Source organism: Brevundimonas sp. CEF1 (assembly GCF_051353055.1).
Taxonomy (GTDB): Bacteria; Pseudomonadota; Alphaproteobacteria; order Caulobacterales; family Caulobacteraceae; genus Brevundimonas.
Genome location: NZ_CP195593.1, coordinates 1,424,751 through 1,443,035 on the forward strand (window position 1 = coordinate 1,424,751; position 18,285 = coordinate 1,443,035).

15 protein-coding genes and 1 riboswitch are annotated in these 18,285 nt (G+C 66.3%); of the genes, 8 read left to right on the plus strand and 7 right to left on the minus strand.

All coding sequences use genetic code 11. The features are described 5' to 3' along the window. Positions 1-6 precede the first annotated feature (6 nt). From ACR9FL_RS07390 to ACR9FL_RS07410, 5 genes are all read right to left on the minus strand, one after another. On the minus strand, positions 7-1,209 hold the full coding sequence (locus tag ACR9FL_RS07390; protein WP_396490293.1) for an efflux RND transporter periplasmic adaptor subunit: 1,203 nt from the start codon (positions 1,207-1,209) through the stop codon (positions 7-9). After that, on the minus strand, positions 1,209-2,462 hold the full coding sequence (locus ACR9FL_RS07395) for a TolC family protein (RefSeq protein WP_184273051.1): 1,254 nt from the start codon (positions 2,460-2,462) through the stop codon (positions 1,209-1,211). Before ACR9FL_RS07395 ends, ACR9FL_RS07390 begins: the two co-directional genes overlap by 1 nt. A gap of 56 nt (positions 2,463-2,518) precedes the next feature. Beyond that, a complete protein-coding gene (locus ACR9FL_RS07400; RefSeq protein WP_184273054.1) occupies positions 2,519-2,848 on the minus strand; it encodes a hypothetical protein in 330 nt (109 codons plus the stop codon). A gap of 1,015 nt (positions 2,849-3,863) precedes the next feature. Then, positions 3,864-4,256: a fluoride efflux transporter CrcB gene (gene crcB / locus ACR9FL_RS07405; protein ID WP_396490296.1), complete on the minus strand. Its 393-nt coding sequence runs from the start codon at positions 4,254-4,256 to the stop codon at positions 3,864-3,866. Between the two features lie 91 nt (positions 4,257-4,347). Next, positions 4,348-4,408, minus strand: a riboswitch (Fluoride riboswitch). A gap of 1,020 nt (positions 4,409-5,428) precedes the next feature. Then, complete coding sequence (locus tag ACR9FL_RS07410; protein ID WP_313425379.1) at positions 5,429-6,580, minus strand: metallophosphoesterase; 1,152 nt, start codon at positions 6,578-6,580, stop codon at positions 5,429-5,431. 165 nt (positions 6,581-6,745) lie between these two features. On the opposite strand from ACR9FL_RS07410, the gene ACR9FL_RS07415 reads away from it, so the two are divergent. The 8 genes from ACR9FL_RS07415 (at position 6,746) to ACR9FL_RS07450 (ending at position 15,388) form a co-directional block, all read left to right on the plus strand. Continuing rightward, positions 6,746-7,285 carry an RNA polymerase sigma factor gene (locus ACR9FL_RS07415; RefSeq protein ID WP_260398566.1) on the plus strand — a complete coding sequence of 180 codons (540 nt, stop codon included), beginning with the start codon at positions 6,746-6,748 and terminating at the stop codon, positions 7,283-7,285. Next, on the plus strand, positions 7,285-8,292 hold the full coding sequence (locus tag ACR9FL_RS07420; RefSeq protein ID WP_184273065.1) for a FecR family protein: 1,008 nt from the start codon (positions 7,285-7,287) through the stop codon (positions 8,290-8,292). The genes ACR9FL_RS07415 and ACR9FL_RS07420 overlap by 1 nt, the downstream gene beginning before the upstream one ends. A gap of 94 nt (positions 8,293-8,386) precedes the next feature. Next, positions 8,387-10,900 (plus strand): TonB-dependent receptor domain-containing protein, encoded by a 2,514-nt coding sequence (locus ACR9FL_RS07425; protein ID WP_436357891.1) that lies wholly within the window; start codon positions 8,387-8,389, stop codon positions 10,898-10,900. Between the two features lie 195 nt (positions 10,901-11,095). After that, positions 11,096-11,458: a periplasmic heavy metal sensor gene (locus ACR9FL_RS07430; protein ID WP_248118031.1), complete on the plus strand. Its 363-nt coding sequence runs from the start codon at positions 11,096-11,098 to the stop codon at positions 11,456-11,458. 231 nt (positions 11,459-11,689) lie between these two features. Beyond that, positions 11,690-11,767: a hypothetical protein gene (locus ACR9FL_RS07435; protein ID WP_436358132.1), complete on the plus strand. Its 78-nt coding sequence runs from the start codon at positions 11,690-11,692 to the stop codon at positions 11,765-11,767. 137 nt (positions 11,768-11,904) lie between these two features. After that, a complete protein-coding gene (locus ACR9FL_RS07440; RefSeq protein ID WP_436357892.1) occupies positions 11,905-13,710 on the plus strand; it encodes a copper resistance system multicopper oxidase in 1,806 nt (601 codons plus the stop codon). Beyond that, the gene (locus ACR9FL_RS07445) at positions 13,707-14,966 is read left to right on the plus strand and encodes a copper resistance protein B (protein WP_248118027.1); all 1,260 of its coding nucleotides are present in this window, start codon (positions 13,707-13,709) and stop codon (positions 14,964-14,966) included. The genes ACR9FL_RS07440 and ACR9FL_RS07445 overlap by 4 nt, the downstream gene beginning before the upstream one ends. 11 nt (positions 14,967-14,977) lie before the next feature. Then, the gene (locus tag ACR9FL_RS07450) at positions 14,978-15,388 is read left to right on the plus strand and encodes a copper resistance CopC family protein (RefSeq protein WP_184273077.1); all 411 of its coding nucleotides are present in this window, start codon (positions 14,978-14,980) and stop codon (positions 15,386-15,388) included. 83 nt (positions 15,389-15,471) lie between these two features. Here the strand turns inward: ACR9FL_RS07450 and ACR9FL_RS07455 are convergent, their stop codons facing one another. Both ACR9FL_RS07455 and poxB read right to left on the minus strand, forming a co-directional pair. Further along, the gene (locus ACR9FL_RS07455) at positions 15,472-16,224 is read right to left on the minus strand and encodes a PepSY domain-containing protein (RefSeq protein WP_184273080.1); all 753 of its coding nucleotides are present in this window, start codon (positions 16,222-16,224) and stop codon (positions 15,472-15,474) included. 211 nt (positions 16,225-16,435) lie between these two features. Further along, positions 16,436-18,160, minus strand: a complete 1,725-nt coding sequence (poxB, locus tag ACR9FL_RS07460; RefSeq protein WP_436357893.1) for a ubiquinone-dependent pyruvate dehydrogenase — start codon at positions 18,158-18,160, stop codon at positions 16,436-16,438. Between the last annotated feature and the right edge of the window lie 125 nt (positions 18,161-18,285).

An 18,285-nucleotide genomic window follows, 5' to 3' on the forward strand; every position in this document is an offset into this window, starting at 1 on the left:
CCTCCCTTAGTGGCCGTGCTCGGCTTCGCCCTTGGCCAGTTCGGCCTTGAGCAGGAAGGCGTTGGCCGCCGCGACGCGTTCGGTTCCGGTCAGGCCGCGCAGGATCTCGGTGGAGCCGCCGGCCTGACGTCCGGCCAGCACGGGCTGAGCGCGGAAACCGTGATCATTTCGGACGAAAACCACTGTGGTGCCGTCGACCGTCTGCACTGCTTCGGACGGCACGGTCAGGGCGCCGCCGGAAGGATTTCCGGTGACGACAGCGCCGGTGACGGGCGAACCCGCCGGCGGCAGGCCGCCGCCGTCCGGACGGGCGCGGATCACGGTCGCGCCGCTGTCCTGCAGGCCGGCGTCGGCCGCAACCCCGACCACCAGGGCGTCGAACTCGCCCTGAGGGCCGGTAACGCGCATGCGCGAGCCGACGCGGACCTGGGCCGCCAGTTGCGGCGGTGCGTTGAAGACCAGCTCGACGCGGGCCGGATTTGTCACCTCGGCGACCACGCCGCCCTGGGCGACGAAGCCGCCCGGGCCGACCTGGACATTGGTGACGACGCCCGAGATGGGACTGACGACGCTCATTCGTCCCGAGGCGTTGGGCGAACCGGCCGCCGTCGCGCGCGCCCGCGCGGCGCGGGCCATGGCCTCGGCGCTGGCGGCCTGGGCCTGGGAGGCCTCGACCTCCTGACGGGCGACGACGCCCTGGTCGGCGAGGTTGCGGTTGCGCTGGAAGGCCTGACGAGCCGCCGTCGCCGCCGCCGAGGCGGCGTCGATATCGGCGCGCAAGGCGGCGCCTTCGCCGCTGACGAGGCTGATCAGGGGTTGGCCCGCACGGACCGTCTGGCCCGGCGCCACCAGCACCCGCTCGACCGTGCCGCCGACCATGGCGCCGACGGCGGCCCGGGCGTCTGTCATGGCCTCGACCCGGCCGGACAGACGGGTTTCTCCGCCCCCGCCGCGCGAGACGGCGACGATCGAGATGCCGGCCGCCTTGAGCTGTTCGGCGCTGAGCTCGACGACGCCCTCGGGGGTCTCGCCTTCGTCGGCGTGGCCCGCTTCGCCCTCGGCCTGGTCAGCGGCCTTCGCCGGAGCGGCCTCTTCCGCCGGCGTCGCAGATGGTTTCTGCAGGGCCATATAGAGGCCCCCGCCGCCCAGAATGACCAGGGCGGCGACACCGCCGATCAGCAGGGTCTTGTTGGATGTCTTGGAGCGCATCAGGAGTTTCCTTGGAACGGGGCGCGGCCTTCCAGGCGCGCCAGATCGATTTCGGCGCGGACGCGCGATAGGCGAGCGTCGACGGCGGCGGCGCGAGCGTTGATCAGGGCGGTGCGGCTGACCCGCAGTTCGAGTTGGGAGATGCGCCCGGCATCGGCGCCGAGTCGCGACAGGCGATAGGCCTCCTCGGCCGCCTTCACTCCTGCATCGGCCGCCGAGACGCGGCTGCCGGAGGAGGCAAGGCGGGCCATCGCGGCTGATCGGTCTGCATGGGCGTCCTGCCGCGCCTGGAGAACGCGGGCCTCCGCTGCGCGGAACTCAGCCTGGGCCGCATCAATATTGCCACGGTTCCTGTTGAACAGGGGCAGGGGCAGGCTGAGACCGACGGTCAGGGCGGTCTCGTCCTCCAAGCCGTACCGTGTCACGCCGACGCTGGCGGTGACGTCTGGACGGCCGTCGATGCGCTCGACCTGGATGCGGCGCTCGGCGGCCGTGGCCTCCGATTCAGCCACCCGAACCGTCGGGGCGCTGTCGACCGGCGTCGGTTGGACGCTGACCGCGGCGTCGAGCAGGCTGGCGTCGATCGAGGTGGCCGGAGCGGGCAGCATGGCGACAGCAGTCAGGCGGGCGAGGGCGGCCTGGCGTTCGGCCAGGGCTTCGTCCAGACTGGCCCGGGCGGCGGCGGCTTCGCTCTCGGCCTGGACCCCCCGCAGGAGAGGCTCGCGCCCTTCCTCGACCAAAGCCAGGGCGGCGCGAGCGTCCGCCAGGGCCAGGGAAAGGCCTTCCTCGGCCAATTGGGTTCGGCGCTGGGCCGCCTCGGCCTCAGCATAGGTCAGGGCTAGGCGGCCGCCGGCGTCAATGAGGGCTAGGTCGCGCCGAAGAGCCGCTGATCCTGCCTCGGCCCGGGCGACGTTCACCCGCGCGGGCCTGCGCCCCCACAGCTCGAGATCCTGACTGAATGAGAGGCCTAGATCAGCTGCGCCGAAACCAGAATAGGGACCCGAGCCGCCGACATTCTCGGCGGTGAGGGAAAGATTGGGATTGGGGCGAACGCGGGCCTGTCGAACACGGGCTTCGGCGGCGTCGACCAAGGCGAACGCTTCGGATGCGGCCGGCGTCTGGTCCAGGCGGGCCAGGAGTTCGGCGTAGGAGGGTGCAGGCTCGGCCCAGGTCGGCCCGGCCGCAAGGGAGGCGAGCACGACCAGCGCGCAGCCGGTCGCGAGGCGCGGCCGACGACGAATTGTCGGAGACATGTTTGAATTTCCAGAATTAATTCAGAAGGAGGGCGCGCGATGGCGCAGGCTTCTGATCAGGCTCTGGGGGGGCGCTTGAGACCGTTGGGGGCGAAGGACACGGTCGTGTCATCGCCGGGGATGACACGCGGCGACGCCGCATGGGGCGCCGTCACATCGATTTCGGGGATGGCATGACGCTCGCTGGCCGTATGGTGGCAATGGCCGTGGGCGCAGGCCCCAGATTCGACGCCCTCGCCGCCATGCGTATCACTGGGATGAGGATTGAGCACCTGCTCGAGAGCGGGGATCTCGGGGGTGCAGGCTGCGGCGTCGGTCGCCGGAATCACGGCGAAAACGGCGATGACCAGGGTCAGCGCCGCAAAAATTCTCGCCAATCTGATCATCGACCAAGGCATCAAAGCCTAGCTAATAACGTCAAACGCCAATGGCAATCTGTTATAAGGTTCGCCCTGAAACGCAGAGCGCCGTCTAAAGACACAGCACGTTGCTTGCTGCAGCGGCGTCGCGCCCGGCTATAGCGCGGCCTTATCCTTCTTCTCATTGGTTTTGCGATGTTTTGTCACCGCGGGTCTGGGCGTCGGGTCTGTTCCGGATCATGAGGGCCGATCCGTAGTCCCGGGGATCGCGCGAGACATAGGCCGTCGCCGACGTACCGGAGTGATCCTGAGAAGACGGGCCGCCCAGGGCGAGCAGCGCCGCCTCCCAGGGGCGGTCAGGACTGTAGCAGGGGCAAATAGGATACAGCCCAGAAACAGACAGGCGGGGACCAGGAACCCGATCATGACTGGAGGGTGATCTGATCTGCTCCGAGCGCCGGCCGTGGGACGTCGATCGAGAGAGCAAGGGCGGTAGCGGGCGCCTTAGCGAATATGCCAGCCTTGAACGGGTGGCCGAACTGGCCGCGTTCATCGCCGAGCATGGCGCGCTTGGCGCGGAATTGCTCGACTACTATTGCGGCGACGTGGACGAGGGCGTGATCGCCCGCCTTGAAAACCAAAGCATTCGACCAGAACGCGCGCCGCTTCCCATCACCGATACGGCTACAAATCGCATTTCCATCCCTGCGGCGCCGTCGAGGCCAACGGCGGCGATCTGTAGCGCAGATCGTCGCATGGCTGGACGAGAAGGCGACAAAGCCAGAGTGGCGACGCCATGTCGAAGCCACCCGACAAGGCGAATTATTCTGAACGGAAGAGGCCACGTTACCACGCGGTCCTTTCCGTTTCCGCCCCAAAACCTCGGAGCCCCTCCCGATAAGATGGGATAGGAAAGATAAGAATGTCACTGGCGCGCAAGCGCGCCAGTGGTTTAAGAAACCGCCAAAACGCCAATATTGGCTATGCGTTTTGGCTAATCTGTAAACTGGTTCTGGCGGGGAGCCGCTATTTGCACCCTTGCCTACAAGGCATCACTGATGCCTAGCAAGTGTCTGCCAAGGTACAGCGCAACAAACAGAGCGCCTATGCCTAGCACCACCGAACCAGACACATAGAGGAATGCTTGCAAAACATGCCCACGTTCCCACAGGAGCGCCGCCTCAAGCGAGAATGTCGAGAACGTGGTGAAACCGCCTACGACGCCAGTAGTCAGAAACAGTCGCCACTGCTGGCTCATTCCGAACTTGAATGCGAACAGCTCAACCAACAGCCCCATGACGAATGAGCCGAGGACGTTAATCGCCATCGTACCGAACGGAAACTCCTCGCCCCATGTTTTTGCGGCCAGGAGATTGACGCCGTGGCGCATCGCGCCTCCGATACCCGATCCTAGAAAAACAATCAAAAATCCCATTTTGCCTCCATTGTGTTGTGAGGCGCGCGGGTTTCGCTCAATGGGTGGGAAAGGTCATATGCTCCCGCCATTGCGCGGCCAAGCGGCCTCTCGCATAGCAGGAGCTATCAGCCTTGCGGCGGTTATCGGGGAGCTCCATCCCCATCAACACTGATTATACGCCCAAAAGGATACGCAAGCTATCCCTTAAAGAGCCGCGTGAGCACGCCGCCCTTGCTGTCTCCATCCCAAAATCCCGAAGCCTCACCAAATCAAAGTGAAATCGTGGCGAAAGGCGGCGCAGACGCGCTAGACATCGGTATCGAACGCGCCTGCCCGTCAGATCAGGCAGCGCCAAAGCTCGGTTCGTTTAGCGCTAAGATTAGCACATTAGTGCAAAGCTCCCTGAAAATCGGTGAAAATACAGTGCCTTGGGCTAGTCGCTATCTGAGTCAAAATCAGAGACGGCTTGAAAGCGGGCGGATCGCTCGGATCGCCGGACCCGGGCGCTCGTGAGGTGGTCAAGACGGGAGCGCATGACGAATTGAGATCAAGGCGCTTCGTAATCGTGTGCTATGCTGGGGCTTTGAACACTACGCGCGTCTTCGACCCGGGACGCCGACTTTGGCGTCGGGACAACAGGTCAGCCTTGATATCGGTAAAGAGGGCCTCGCCCAGTTGGCCCCGACCCTGGCTAGAGGCTTTGATCGGGGCTGAGGGCAAACACCTGAAGGCGCAACGGCGCTGCCAAGGCAGGCTTATGGACGCCCATCCCAATCCATCCCCGGGAGGATGGAAACGGCTGCCAGATCGATGACGGCCCGACCTTTACGAGCTTTGTCCGCGGGGGGACCGGTGCATTGGAAGAAGAGTTCGATAGCGCGACCGCAAAACTCGCAATGACCGTCACAACAGTCTCGCATCAGGAGCGCCACCAGATCAGACAGGGCGGGGAAGACGGCGTTGTGAATTATTGATCGGCCGTTCCGGCGGCTGGCGATGAGGCCTGCCGCCTCCAAACGGCAGAGATGGAAGGAAACGCGCGAAGCCGGAGCATTGCCCATGCGCCTCGCCCCTTCCTTGAGATAGTTCAGGTCATGCCTCATGTATCAGGCGAGAACTGATGGTGGCGGCCTGATGCAAAACCGCCTGCCGGCCTGAATGGGAGGGGGGGAAGACCCTGCAATCGGGGACTACAGCTGCGGCGGGAAGGGCAGTTCGAACTCGGACCGTTCGGGCGCGACGCCGAAGGTGGCTTCGCCGTCACGGCCAGCGTACCGCCCCAGTAAGGTCGAGTAGGTGTAGAAGCGGATTTTCCGGGTGTCGGTGTCGAACGCCATGAACCTCAGCCAGCCCGCGCCTCCGTTGGCCGAACCCGCCGTACCGTCCGGCCCGACAGTATTGCCCTGGTAGTCCTGGATCAGCTGATAGACCGGATGCCCGGCGTCGTTGAGGTCGATCCGAAGGTTCTCGCCATTGGACACGCCGTCCACCGGGCGGGTGTAGTTGTGTCCGCTCAGGACCATGAAGATCATGGCGTTCTTGCGAATGAAACGATCCCAGACCTGGTCGGGGCCGAGGTTGTCGGCGCCCGGGAAATAGCTGTCGTAGCCGTTTGATCGCTCCTGCGCGTCAGGGCGCAGCCATTCGTGGGTGGTGATCATGACGGGAAGGCCGGGATGGGCGTCGATCACGCCCTGGGCCCAGGCCAGCGCGGATTGCGGGGGCTCCATCTCCAGCGACAGGTGCAGGTACGTCCGTCCGCCGCCGTTGAAGGTCTGATAGCTGTTCAGTCCATTTTCCGACGCGCCTCCGTACCAGGCCTTGCCGGCGAAATGGCGCGAGGTCGGTCCGAAATAGAGGCTCCATGTGCGGCCGCCAGCCAGCGGCTTGGAGGCGCCGGGGCCATCCTGGGTCCACCAGGAATAGTTGTCGTAATCGTGGTTGCCCGGAACCATGCCGAACGGCAGGCCGCTGCGGCTGAGGATCGAGATGGCGCGGTTGGCGATGTCCCATTCCTCGCGCGTGTCGAAGAACTGGTATTCACCCTCGGCGTCGGGGATCGCCCGACGGAACTGCCCGTCGCCATGCTGGACGATGTCGCCGACGAAGGTGACGAAGGCCAGGTTCTTGTCCTGCCGCGTATCGACCAGATAGCGCATCTGCTGGTCAAAGGTATCGGCGCCGCGTGGTTGCGGCAGGGTGATGTCGGCATAGTTCTGGGTGTCTGAAACGACGGCGACGGTGAAGATCTCGGACCTGGCCGGAACTGCAGGCGCAAGCAGCGCCCCGCCCAGCGACAAGGCGAGAGCCACGCTCGCGCCGATCCGTTTGAACATGTCCATGAGTCTGCCCCGAGCCTACGTGTTCGGACGCCCATAGCGATGCTGTGTGACGTTTTTCCTCCGGACGTCCGGAGCGTCGCAACTGATATGGATTTGTCGTGCAACCGACATCAGGCGGTGACGCTTGAGCGTCATCAGCCGCCTGTGAACCAGCAGACAGATACATTGATCGGCGCGGATATTCCGTCGTCAGGCCTTGCGTCCGAGGACGGATTCGGGGGGCTGACACGCAGGCTTCGCGGACCGCTGTTTCACTTCTTCCTGCGCCGGTCCGGGTCGCCGGCCGACGCCGAGGAAATGGTGCAGGACCTGTTCGTCCGGTTGTTGCGCCGCGCCGATCTGCTCAGCCTTGAAAACGTCGACGGCTATGTGTTCGAGGCGGCGGCCAACATGGTGCGGGACCGGGGACGCTATGAACAGGCCCGGGGGCAGGGACGGCATGTCGGGATCGACGACCTGGTCGCGCAGAGCGAGGCGCCCGGCGCCGAGCAGATCGTCGCGGGGAAGCAGCGGCTGAAAAGAATGCTGGCGGCTCTGAACGCCCTGCCGCCTCGCGCGCGCCAGGTGGTGATCCTGCGGCGGTTCGAGAACCTGACCTACCTGCAGATCGCGAGGCGGTTGGGCATATCCGTGAGCGCGGTCGAGAAGCATATGGCGCGCGCGATGGCGGCCTTGCGGCTGGATCTGGTCGAGGGGGATCGCTGATGTCCTCTCTCCTCCCTGAGCCGAGCAACGACGATCACGCCGACCTGGCCGCCTTCTGGTTCGCGCGGATGAACAGCGGCGATCCGACTCCTATGGAGGATGAGGCCGCGTTCCGACGGTGGTTGAACGAAGACCCCGACAACGCCCGGGCCTATCGCGGCTGCCAGCAGGCCTGGCGCCTGCTGGAGCTGGACGCCGGCGAGGCGCAGATGCTGGCGCTGCGAGCGGCCGCCCTGGGGCCCGGCGCCCGCCGCCTAACGCGACGACGCGCCTTGTTCGGCCTGACCGGCGGGGCCGTTGCGGCGTCATGCGGCGGGGTGTGGGTGATGACGGCGTCGTCGCCGGCCCGGGCGCTGATCTCGACGGAGGCGGGCCAGAGGCTGACCGCGCCGTTGCCGGACGGGTCGGAGGTGACCCTGGCGCCGTCCTCTCGGCTGCGCCTCGACTATGGCGCCGATCGTCGTTCGGCGGTGCTCGAGGCCGGCCAGGCCTACTTCCACATCCTGCCGGACGCCGAGCCCTTCGTCCTGCGCGTCGGCGACCGCCTTGTGACGACCGCACAGGGTCGGTTCCAGGCGACCCATGCGGATCTACGGCCGGAGGTGATCGTCGAGGAAGGGCGGTTGCGGTTGGTGGAAAGAGGCGGCGCAGGCGCGCATCTGTTCCTGACGGCGGGGCAGGGCGGACAGGCGCTGGGTGGCGAACTGCGAGCCGCGCCCGTCGATGTCGAGGCCGCGACGGCCTGGCGGATGGGGCGACTGGTCGTGCGCGATCGGCCGCTTCGCGAGGTGGTCGAGAGCTTCAATCGCTACGCCTCGGAACGACTGACGTTGACGGACGCGGCGGCTGGCGAGGTGCGCATATCCGGCTCCTTCCGTTACGACGGAGGGCAGGAGTTCGTCATGGCTCTGGCGCGCGGGTTCGACCTGTCCGTGCAGAGGACGGCGGACGGGGAATGGCGCATCGGAACGCCCGGGAAATCGTCTGACGCGGCGGCTACGCTTTGATGAAATTTCCACGACGGGGTGGGGGTCTGCAGGGCGCCTTTCGTTTCTGAGGGGGAGCCGCCGACGAGCGGCCGACCAGTTTTCAGGGGCTCCCATGTTCATTTCCAAGCCGCGCGCCGGCGCCTTCAAGCGCATGCTTCTGGCCTGCTCGGCCGTCGCCGCGGTCGCAGCGGCGACGCCGGTTCTGGCCCAGTCGCCGAACGGCGGCGCAGTCGTCTCCTTCGCCATTGAAGGCCAGTCGATGGAGGAGGGGCTGACGACCCTGGCCCGCACCGCCGACGTGCAGGTGCTGTTCGCGCCGGAAGCCGTGCGCGGCCGTCGCGCCAACCGCGTGGTCGGCGTCTTGGCGCCCGCCGAGGCGCTGCGCCGCATGGTGGAGGGTACGGGCCTGATCGTGACGCCGGTCGGGGCGCGCACCTTTTCTGTTGCAGTCGACCGCGCTGACGCCGGAACCGGAGACGTCACGGCCATCGAGGACGTGATCGTCACGGCCCAGAAGCGCGCCCAGCGAATCCAGGACGTGCCGCTGGCCGTCACGGTGCTGGACGGCGACGACGCCCAGCGCCGCGGCATAGACAGCGTGACCGGTTTGGTGGACGAGGTTCCGGGCGTCTCGGTCAACTACGCCTTCGGCGGCACCAACTACGGCCTGATCAGCATTCGAGGCATCGGCGGCGCCGATGACTACAAGCCCAACGGCAACCCCTCGGTCGCCCTTCATGTCGATGGCGTCTACCAGACCTCCAACGCCTATCTGGGCATGCCCCTGTTCGACCTGGACCGGGTCGAGATCCTGAAGGGACCGCAGGGCACCCTTTATGGACGCAACACCACGGCGGGCGTGATCAACGCCATCATCAAGGGGCCGGGCGAGGTGGTCGAGGGCGGCGGACGTCTCGAGATCGGCAGCCATGACTACACCGCCATGGAGGCCGCTGTCGGCGGGCCGCTGAGCGACAAGATCGGCGTGCGTCTGGCCGTCCTGGCCGAGCAGGGCGGGGGCTTCATGACCGGCGTGGGCGCGGGCGATCTGGCCGGCTATCGCCCGGTCATCGGCGGGGTCGTCCAGAGCCAGGTTCCGGCCATCGTCGATCCGGGCCGTCGCGAAGGCTTCGGCGACAAGGACCTGTTCGCCGGCCGGGCCACGGTCGCCTTCGACTTCACGCCGGACACCAACCTGACCGTGAAGCTGTTCGGCAGCCGCGACCGGGGCGACACGCGCCAGTACGACCGCATCTCGGCGGCGCTGGACAGCAACATCGCCAACGCTGGCGAGAACGACGACCCCTACGAGTTCTATTCGTCCGAATATCCGACCCAGAGCATCGACATCTACGGCGTGTCGGCCGCGCTGGCGCATCGGTTTGCTGACAACCTGAACCTGGCCGTGATCGGCAACGTCCAGGGCACGACCCGTTCGGTCCGGGGCAACGGCGACGGTTCGCCCTATCCGGCCTCGCGTTTCGACGCCGACGAGACGCTGAGCCAGGCGTCGCTGGAAATGCGCCTCAGCGACGACACCGGCGGCCGCCTGGACTGGATCGCGGGCGTCTTCTACGTCTCGGACGACATCGACTTCGACACCCACTGGACCAGCTATACGGCCCGGACCAAGTACGACAACCTGCACAAGCAGACCCGCAACAGCTTCGCCGTCTTCGGCCAGGCGGACTATGACCTGACCGACAAGCTGACCCTGTCGGGCGGCCTGCGCTACACGCGAGACGAGGCGACCTTCAGCGGTCGCAACGATGACCTGAACCCCTGGGGCATCTCGACCTTCACCACCACCTTCGCAACGACCAACCCCTTCATCTGGGACCGCGCTTTCGAGGACGACAATGTCTCGGGCCGGGTCACGGCCAGGTACGCCTTCACTCCGAACCTGAACGTCTTCGTCTCGGCGGGGACAGGCTATCGCGGCGGCGGCTTCGACGGCACCTCCATCTTCACCCAGGCCGAGACCCTGCCGTTCGAGTCCGAGACCGTCATCGCCTACGAGACCGGGCTGCGCTGGACGACAGCCCGCCTGCGCCTCTCGCTGGACGCCTTCAGCTACAGGTTCAAGGAGCTGCAGGCGACGACCCGCCTGGCCAACGACACCAATGGTCGCGCCAACGTCGGCGAGGCCGAGAGCAAGGGCGTGGAGTTCGCCGTCAACGCCCTGCTGTTCGAAGGGGCGAACCAGACGCTGGACCTGGATGTGGCGGCGGCCTTCCTGGACACCGAGATCATCTCCTTCAGCTCGGCGCGCGTGGCCGAGGTGCTGTCGACGGTCGGGGATCCCCTCCCGGGCGCGCCGGACGTGACGGCCACCGCCTCGCTGAACCACGGGCTGATGCTGGCCAACGGCTGGCGCCTGGACACACGGCTGTCGGTTTCGCACCACGGCGAGGAAAGCAACCGCCTGAACGCCGCGCCGGGCAATACGGCTGAGGCCTACACCCTGCTGAACGCACGGGTGGAACTGGAGAGCGCGGCCAACTGGGCGGTCTACGCCTATGGCCGCAACATCACCGACGAGGTCTACTTCCCGGAGCTGAACGGCGCGTCGCGGCTGGTCGGCGCCCCGGCGACCTATGGCGTGGGGCTGCGCTACAGCTTCTGAGGGTCCAATTGCGCCGTCGCTCTCACGTCAAGGCGACGGCGCATGCCGGGGGATGACCGAACAGTTCATATTGCTGCATTCTCGCTCGCGCGGCTGGAGGGTCGGTGATGTCGATGGGATGGAAGTCGGTCGCCGGCACCGTCGCTCTAGCGCTGATCGCCATGGCGCGGGGGGGCGTGGGGCGGGGGCGCCTGGGTGCAGAAACGCGATGCGCCGCCCTCGCTGCATGCCATCGTTTACCGCGATCTGGCGCTTGACGCCGATCAAGGCGTCCGTATCGAGGCTATTGAGGCGCGCTTCGCGCCCCGGCGGATCGCACTCGAGGCCCGCGTCCAGGCCGCGAATCGAGAATTGGCCGCCGCCATTTCCGCCAGCGACGGGGATGTGAGCGTCGTGCGGCCCGCCGTCGATCACTTCCATGACGCCATAGGGGAGCTTCAGCAGGCGACCATCACGCACATTTCCGAAATGAGAATGGTGAGACGCCGGTTCAGGCGGATCGGTTCGACGGGAAGCTGGTTGTCGCGATTCTCGCCGAGGGCGCATGAGCGTCGGTGACCCATAAGAGCCTTGAAGCCCGCGCCGCCCGCCGGCGCCGCTCGACAGCGCCGAGGCGTTGAGGGTGGGGAGGGCGCGCCTGCGCCTGATGACAGTCTCGCGACGCGGGAACTGCTCTCGGCCCTTGACCGTTCAGTCGTGGCCCTGCCTCCGAAATTGAAGGAGCCGCTGCTGCTGACGGCTATGGACGGCCTGAGTTAGGCGCAGGCCGCCGCGATTCTGGGCGTCTCGATCAAGACCGTCGAGACGCGCGTGGCCAGGGCGCGTCGCAGTCTTGCGGCCAGTCTGTCCAGGCTTCGGGACGTCTGAGGCGGACTTGGCCATCCGTCACGCCGGAATGGCGGTGCGGCGAAGGGTGCGGCGCCCTGTCGCGAGGGGCGCGGCTTTTTCTTGCGTAAATTTGATAAAAGGCTCGCGAGGCGGGCATAATCCAGGCGGAGTAGAGCATGAGGCTTCATAGACGGGCCCTCTTTGGCGGCGCGGCGGGGCTGTGGGCGGCTCAGGGGCTGATGCCGGCATGGGCGCAGTCGGGGTCGCGGGGACTCGCGCCGACGCTGCCGACCCTTGAAGGGCCAGAGGTTCGCCTCAGCGTCGGCCATTCGCCGTTCACCGTCGGCGGGCGCACCGGTCATGCCGTCACTGTCAATGGAACCGTGCCTGCGCCGCTGGTGCGGCTGCGCGAAGGGCAGAACGTCCGGCTGATGGTGACCAACACCCTGGACGAGGACACATCCATCCACTGGCATGGCCTGTTGCTGCCGTTCCAGATGGACGGTGTGCCGGGCATCAGCTTTCCCGGCATCCGCCCGCGCGAAACCTTTGTCTATGAGTTTCCGGTGATCCAGTCGGGGACCTACTGGTATCATTCGCATTCCGGCCTTCAGGAGGCGATGGGCCATTACGGGCCCCTGGTCATCGACCCGGCCGGGACCGATCCCGCGGCCTATGACCGCGAACATGTGCTGGTGCTGGCGGACTGGAGCTTCATGCATCCGCACCAGATCCTGGATAAGCTGAAGAAAAGCCCCGGCTATTTCAACCAGCAGCGCACCACCCTGGCGGGCCTGCTGTCCGGTGAGGACGGCGTCAGCCCGGCTGATCGGCGCATGTGGGGATCGATGCGCATGGATCCGCGTGACATCTCGGACGTCACCGGGACGACCTACACCTATCTGATCAACGGCCATGGCCCGCAGGAGAACTGGACGGGTCTGTTCCGGCCGGGAGAGCGGGTGCGGCTGCGCGTCATCAACGCCTCGGCTATGACCATCTTCAACGTGCGCATTCCGGGTCTGGCCATGACGGTGGTCAATGCCGACGGCGAGAATGTGCGGCCGGTCGAGACGGACGAGTTCCAGATTTCAGTGGCCGAGACCTATGACGTCATCGTCCAGCCGACCGAGGACCGCGCCTATACCATCGTCTCCGAAGCGGTCGACCGTTCGGGCATGGGGCGGGCGACACTGGCCCCCCGTATGGGCATGACGGCGGAGGTTCCCCCCCTCCGGCAGGTGCCGACCCTGACCATGCGCGACATGGGCATGGGAAGCATGGCCGGGATGGATCACAGCGGCATGGACATGGGCGGCATGGACCACAGCGGCATGGACATGAGCGGCATGGATCATTCCGCCATGGCGCAGGACGGCATGGGACAGGCCGCGCCCATGGATCATGGAAACATGGGCCATGACATGCGCAATCCCGACAATGCGCCGGCCAATATGGCGGTGGGCGTCGGGGTGGACATGGTGGCGCCGTCGCCCGCCAACCGTCTGGCTGAACGGCCCATGGGGCTGGAGAACGAACCGCATCGCGTGCTGGTCTATACCGATCTGGTGTCCCTGACGCCGAACAAGGATCAGCGGCCCCCGGCGCGTTCGATGGAAATCCACCTGACCGGCAATATGGAGCGGTTCATGTGGGGTTTCGACGGTCGAAAATTCTCTGAACTGGTCGAGCCTATCCGCTTCGAGCGCGACGAGCGCGTGCGGGTGACGCTGGTGAACGACACCATGATGTCCCACCCGATCCATCTGCATGGCCACTTCTTTGAACTGGTGACGGGCGGGCCGGCCGGGCATCAGCCGTTGAAGCACACGGTCAATGTCGCGCCCGGCTCCAAGGTCACTTTTGACCTGACCGCCGATGCGCCGGGCGACTGGGCCTTCCACTGCCACATGCTGATGCACATGCATGCGGGCATGTTCAACGTCGTGACCGTGCGACCCCTCGATGGAGACGCCGCATGATCCGGCTCGCGATCGGTCTTCTGCCTCTGATGGCCGCCGCAGGGACGGTTTCGGCTCAGGATCACAGTCAGCACCCGTCCGCCCAGAACGCGCCGCAGACCCCTGCGGCCACCGTAAGCGACCCACATGCAGGTCACGACATGAGCGCCATGACGTCTCAAGCCGCGGACCCTCATGCGGGGCACGACATGAGCGCGGCCCAGCGCCCGGCCCAGACTCCGGCTCAGACGCAGACCCCGGCTCCGACGCAGGCCGATCCGCACGCCGGCCACGACATGAGCGCCATGGCGCCTCAGGCTGCGGACCCGCATGCGGGTCACGACATGAGTTCCATGACGCCTCAGGCCGGGAACCCACATGCAGGCCACGATATGAGCGCCATGTCTCAGGCTGGTTCTCAGGCCAGTTCTCAGGCCGATCCGCATGCGGGTCACGACATGAGCGGCATGACCAGCATGGGGCCGCCCGATGTGCCGACCAGCGCCAATGACGCCGGACGTCCGCCTGTCCCGCCGCCGCCGGCTGCGGCGCTGTCGGGTCCGCGCCATGCGGCGGACGCCATCTTCGGCGAGGCGGCGATGTCGAGCGCGCGCGAGGTTCTGGTGCGCGAGAATGGCGATATTCGCACCACGGCCGTGGTCATTGATCGGCTTGAGGCCGGTTTCGGCGACGGAAACGAAAACTGGGCGTGGGATGTCGGCGGCTGGACCGGGGGCGACATCAACCGCTTCTGGTGGAAGTCAGAGGGCGGCGGCGACTTCGGCGGCGATGGCGAGGTCGAGGGTGAAGTCCAGGCGCTTTACAGTCGGGCTGTCGCGCCCTTCTGGGATGTCCAGGCGGGCGTGCGTCAGGACTTCCGCGAGGGTGGAGAAGACACGACCCATCTGGTGTTGGGCATCCAGGGACTGGCGCCCTATTGGTTCGAGGTCGACGGTGCGGCCTTTCTGTCGACCGAGGGCGACCTGACCGCACGTTTCGAGGCGGAGTATGACCAGCGCATCACCCAGAAGCTGATCCTGCAGCCGCGTGTGGAGGTCGAGGCGTCGGCTTCGGACATTCCTGAACTGCAACTGGCGTCAGGTCTGACCCATGTTTCGGCCGGAGTGCGCCTTCGCTACGAGTTCAAAAAGGAATTCGCCCCCTATGTCGGGGTCGAATGGAGCAGCGATCTGGGCGGCACCGCCGACCTGACGCGCGCCATGGGCGGGGAGCCCGAGCACACCCGGGTGGTCGTTGGTGTGCGTGCGTGGTTCTAAGGAGAAAAGACATGCGTAAATCCACCCTGCTGGCCGCTGTCGCGGCTGTTTTCATCGCCACGCCGGTTCTGGCCCAGCAACAGGGCCACGCCGGTCACGGCGACCATGGCTCTGCGCCGCGCGCCCAGGCTTCGGCGGCGACGCCGAGCGGCGTCGTCACCGTCCCGGCGGACGGGGCCATGCTGAATGGCTCGCCGCAGCGTTTCTCGGCGACTTTCCCTCAGCCGATGACCTTGCGCAGCGTCACCATCACGCCGCAGGGCCGTGCGGCCATTCAGGCGCCGGTGACGGCGGCGGCGGCGTCCAGGCAGGTCTCGACGGCCCTGCCGCGTCTCGCGGCGGGCAACTACACCCTGAACTGGACCGCTCAGGGCGCTGATGGGCAAGCCGTGAACGGCGCCGTGCGTTTCATGGTTCACTGACCCCCTGAGGCGAGCGATGACGCCGGATGATCCCGGCGTCATCGCCATTGCCTGACCGCCGCCATGACGACCGGGCGGCGCCTTCAGGAATTGCCTGTCCGTCCCGACGTCCGGCGCGGTTTGCCGCCGCGACGGACGCGCCACTGCACGAAATCGCGCTCTAGCCTGATCCAGAGCAGCACGAAGCCGGACAGGACGACGACGAGCGACAGGGCGCTGGCGGCGATGAGCAGCGGGTGGTTGAAGTTCTCGCCTGTCTTGAAGTCCAGAATGTGCAGGCGCCAGAAGAAGTCGTACAGACGCCAGACGGCGGACCGGCGCGTTATGACCTCGCCGGTGTCGGGCGAGACGTAGAAACGGGTTTTTTCCCGGTCATTGAAATCGACACGCCAGAGCGGACCCGTGCGACCTGTCTCGCGCTTGGCGTCGTTGAGCCGCGTCGCCGCGACGGCCTGGGCCCCGCCGCGATAAACAGCCGTCGCCAGTCGCCGGGCCTCGTCTGCTTCCAGCGGTGCAAACGTCTGACCCGTGCGCGCGTCCAGGGTGATCGGCGCGCCTTCCGTCGGTGTCAGCAGCCAGGCGGGGCCGCGCGGCGTCGATTTAAGCTCGGCGCGCGTCGGCGTCAGATTCCGCTCGGCGACGACCGCGTCGAGGGCGCGTATGCCGGTCAGGTCCAGCGCCTGGGGCTGCGCCGTCCGCACCCTGTGCTCGCCACGGACAGTCTCGATCGGAATGGCGGTCATGACCAGACCGCCGCCGACCCAGAACAGTATCTGCAAACCGACCAGAACCGCGATCCATTTGTGGATCTGGGCGGAAAGACGAAGCAGCTTCATTCGCTTGGAGCCACAGCGACCGGCGTCGTCAGACAGGAGAGGCCCGGACAGGCAAAGTCAGGACAGGCAAGGGTAGGGCAGGCGCGGCTGGTCAAGATTGATCTCCCCCTTGAGACTCGGTTGTCTGACCGACGCCGCGTTTCACCTTAACGCCGGAAAAGGCGGCGGCAAGATCGGCGCAGGGGGCTGTTCAAAGCCGTCGGCGGCGGAGCTAGCGACGCAGGTTCGTGCGGGCCAGTTCGACCACTTCGTCGCCACGTCCGTTGATGATCGCCCGCAGCATATAGAGGCTGAAGCCCTTGGCCTGTTCAAGCTGGATCTTCGGCGGCATCACCAGTTCCTGCTTGGCCGTCACCACGTCGACCAGCGCCGGGCCGGGGTGGGCGAAGGCTTCCATGAGCGCCGCATCGACATCGTCGGACGCCTCGACCCGGATGCCCTTGACCCCCATGGCGCGGGCCATGGCGGCGAAATCGGGGTTTTTCAGGTCGGTGCCGGTGTCCAGATAGCCGCCCGCCTTCATCTCCATGGCCACAAAGCCCAGAGAGCCGTTGTTATAGACCACCACCTTCACCGGCAGGTCGAGCTGCGACAGTGTGATGAAGTCGCCCATCATCATGGTGAAGCCGCCGTCTCCGGACAGGGAAACGACCTGGCGGTCGGGCGCGGCGGCCTGGGCGCCGATCCCCTGCAGCATGGCGTTGGCCATGGAGCCGTGGTTGAACGAGCCGAGCAGCCGCCGCCGCCCGTTCATCGTCAGATAGCGCGCCGCCCAGACGGTCGGGGTGCCGACATCGGCGGTGAAGATGGCGTCCTTGGCCGCGATCTCGTCGATGCGGCGGGTCAGATACTGGGGATGGATGGGGCGTCCCCGGACGGACGGGGTCGCAAGGTCGTCGAGCGCCTGACGCGCTGAGGCGTAGTGCTTTAGGGCCCGGTCGAGGAAGTCGCGGTCAGGTCTCGCCTTCAACCGGGGCAGGAGCGCCGTCAGGGTCTCGCCGACGTCGCCGACCAGACCCAGTGTGAGGGGGGCGCGCCGGCCCAGGGCGCCCGGATCGCGATCAACCTGAAGTATTCGCGCCTCCTTCGGATAGAAGGCGCGATACGGGAAGTCGGAGCCGAGCATCAGGACGGTGTCGCTGGACATCAGTGCGTGATAGCCGGACGAGAAGCCGATCAGACCTGTCATGCCCAGGTCGAAGGGATTGTCCCATTCGACATGCTCCTTGCCGCGCAGGGCGTGGACGATCGGAGCCTTCAGCCGCTCGGCCAGCTCGATCAGGGCGTCATGATGACCGGCGCACCCGCTGCCCGCGAGAATGGTGACGGCCTGGCTCTGATCCAGCAGGGCGGCGAAGCGATCCATCTCGTCCTCGGGAGGGAGAATCCGGGGCGGGCGGGGCGCCGTATAGCGGGGCGTTGCGGATACCGGCGACGGGGCCAGCGCCACATCACCCGGCAACACGAGGACGGCGACGCCCTTCTGTCCGATCGCAACGTTCAGGGCGCGGTGAAGCATTTCGGGAAGCTGGGCCGGATTGGAAATCAGCTCGACGAAATCCGCGCACTCCCGGAACAGCTCCTGGGGATGGGTTTCCTGAAAATAATTCAGGCCGATCTCGGAGGAGGGAATGTGGGCGGCGATGGCGAGCACCGGCACATGGTTGCGCTTGCAGTCGAACAGACCGTTGATCAGGTGCAGGTTGCCAGGGCCGCAACTGCCGGCGCAGACGGCCAGTTCCCCGGTGATCGCCGCTTCAGCCCCCGCTGCGAAGGCGGCTGTTTCCTCATGGCGCACCGACATCCAGTCGATCCGGCCCATGCGGCGCAGACTGTCGTTCAGTCCGTTCAGGCTGTCGCCGGTCACCCCCCATATGCGGGTCACGCCTGCGTCGGCGAGGGTTTCGGCGATAAGGTCGGCGACGGTTTCGGTCATTTCGAACTCCTCTGGCTGGCGATCCTGGCCAAACCTTGTGACGATCCCGCGACCGGATCGGACAGGGGGCGAGCGTCGCCGCCCGGGAGGCGGGATCTCTTCATGCGCGGAGGAGATCCCTGCCC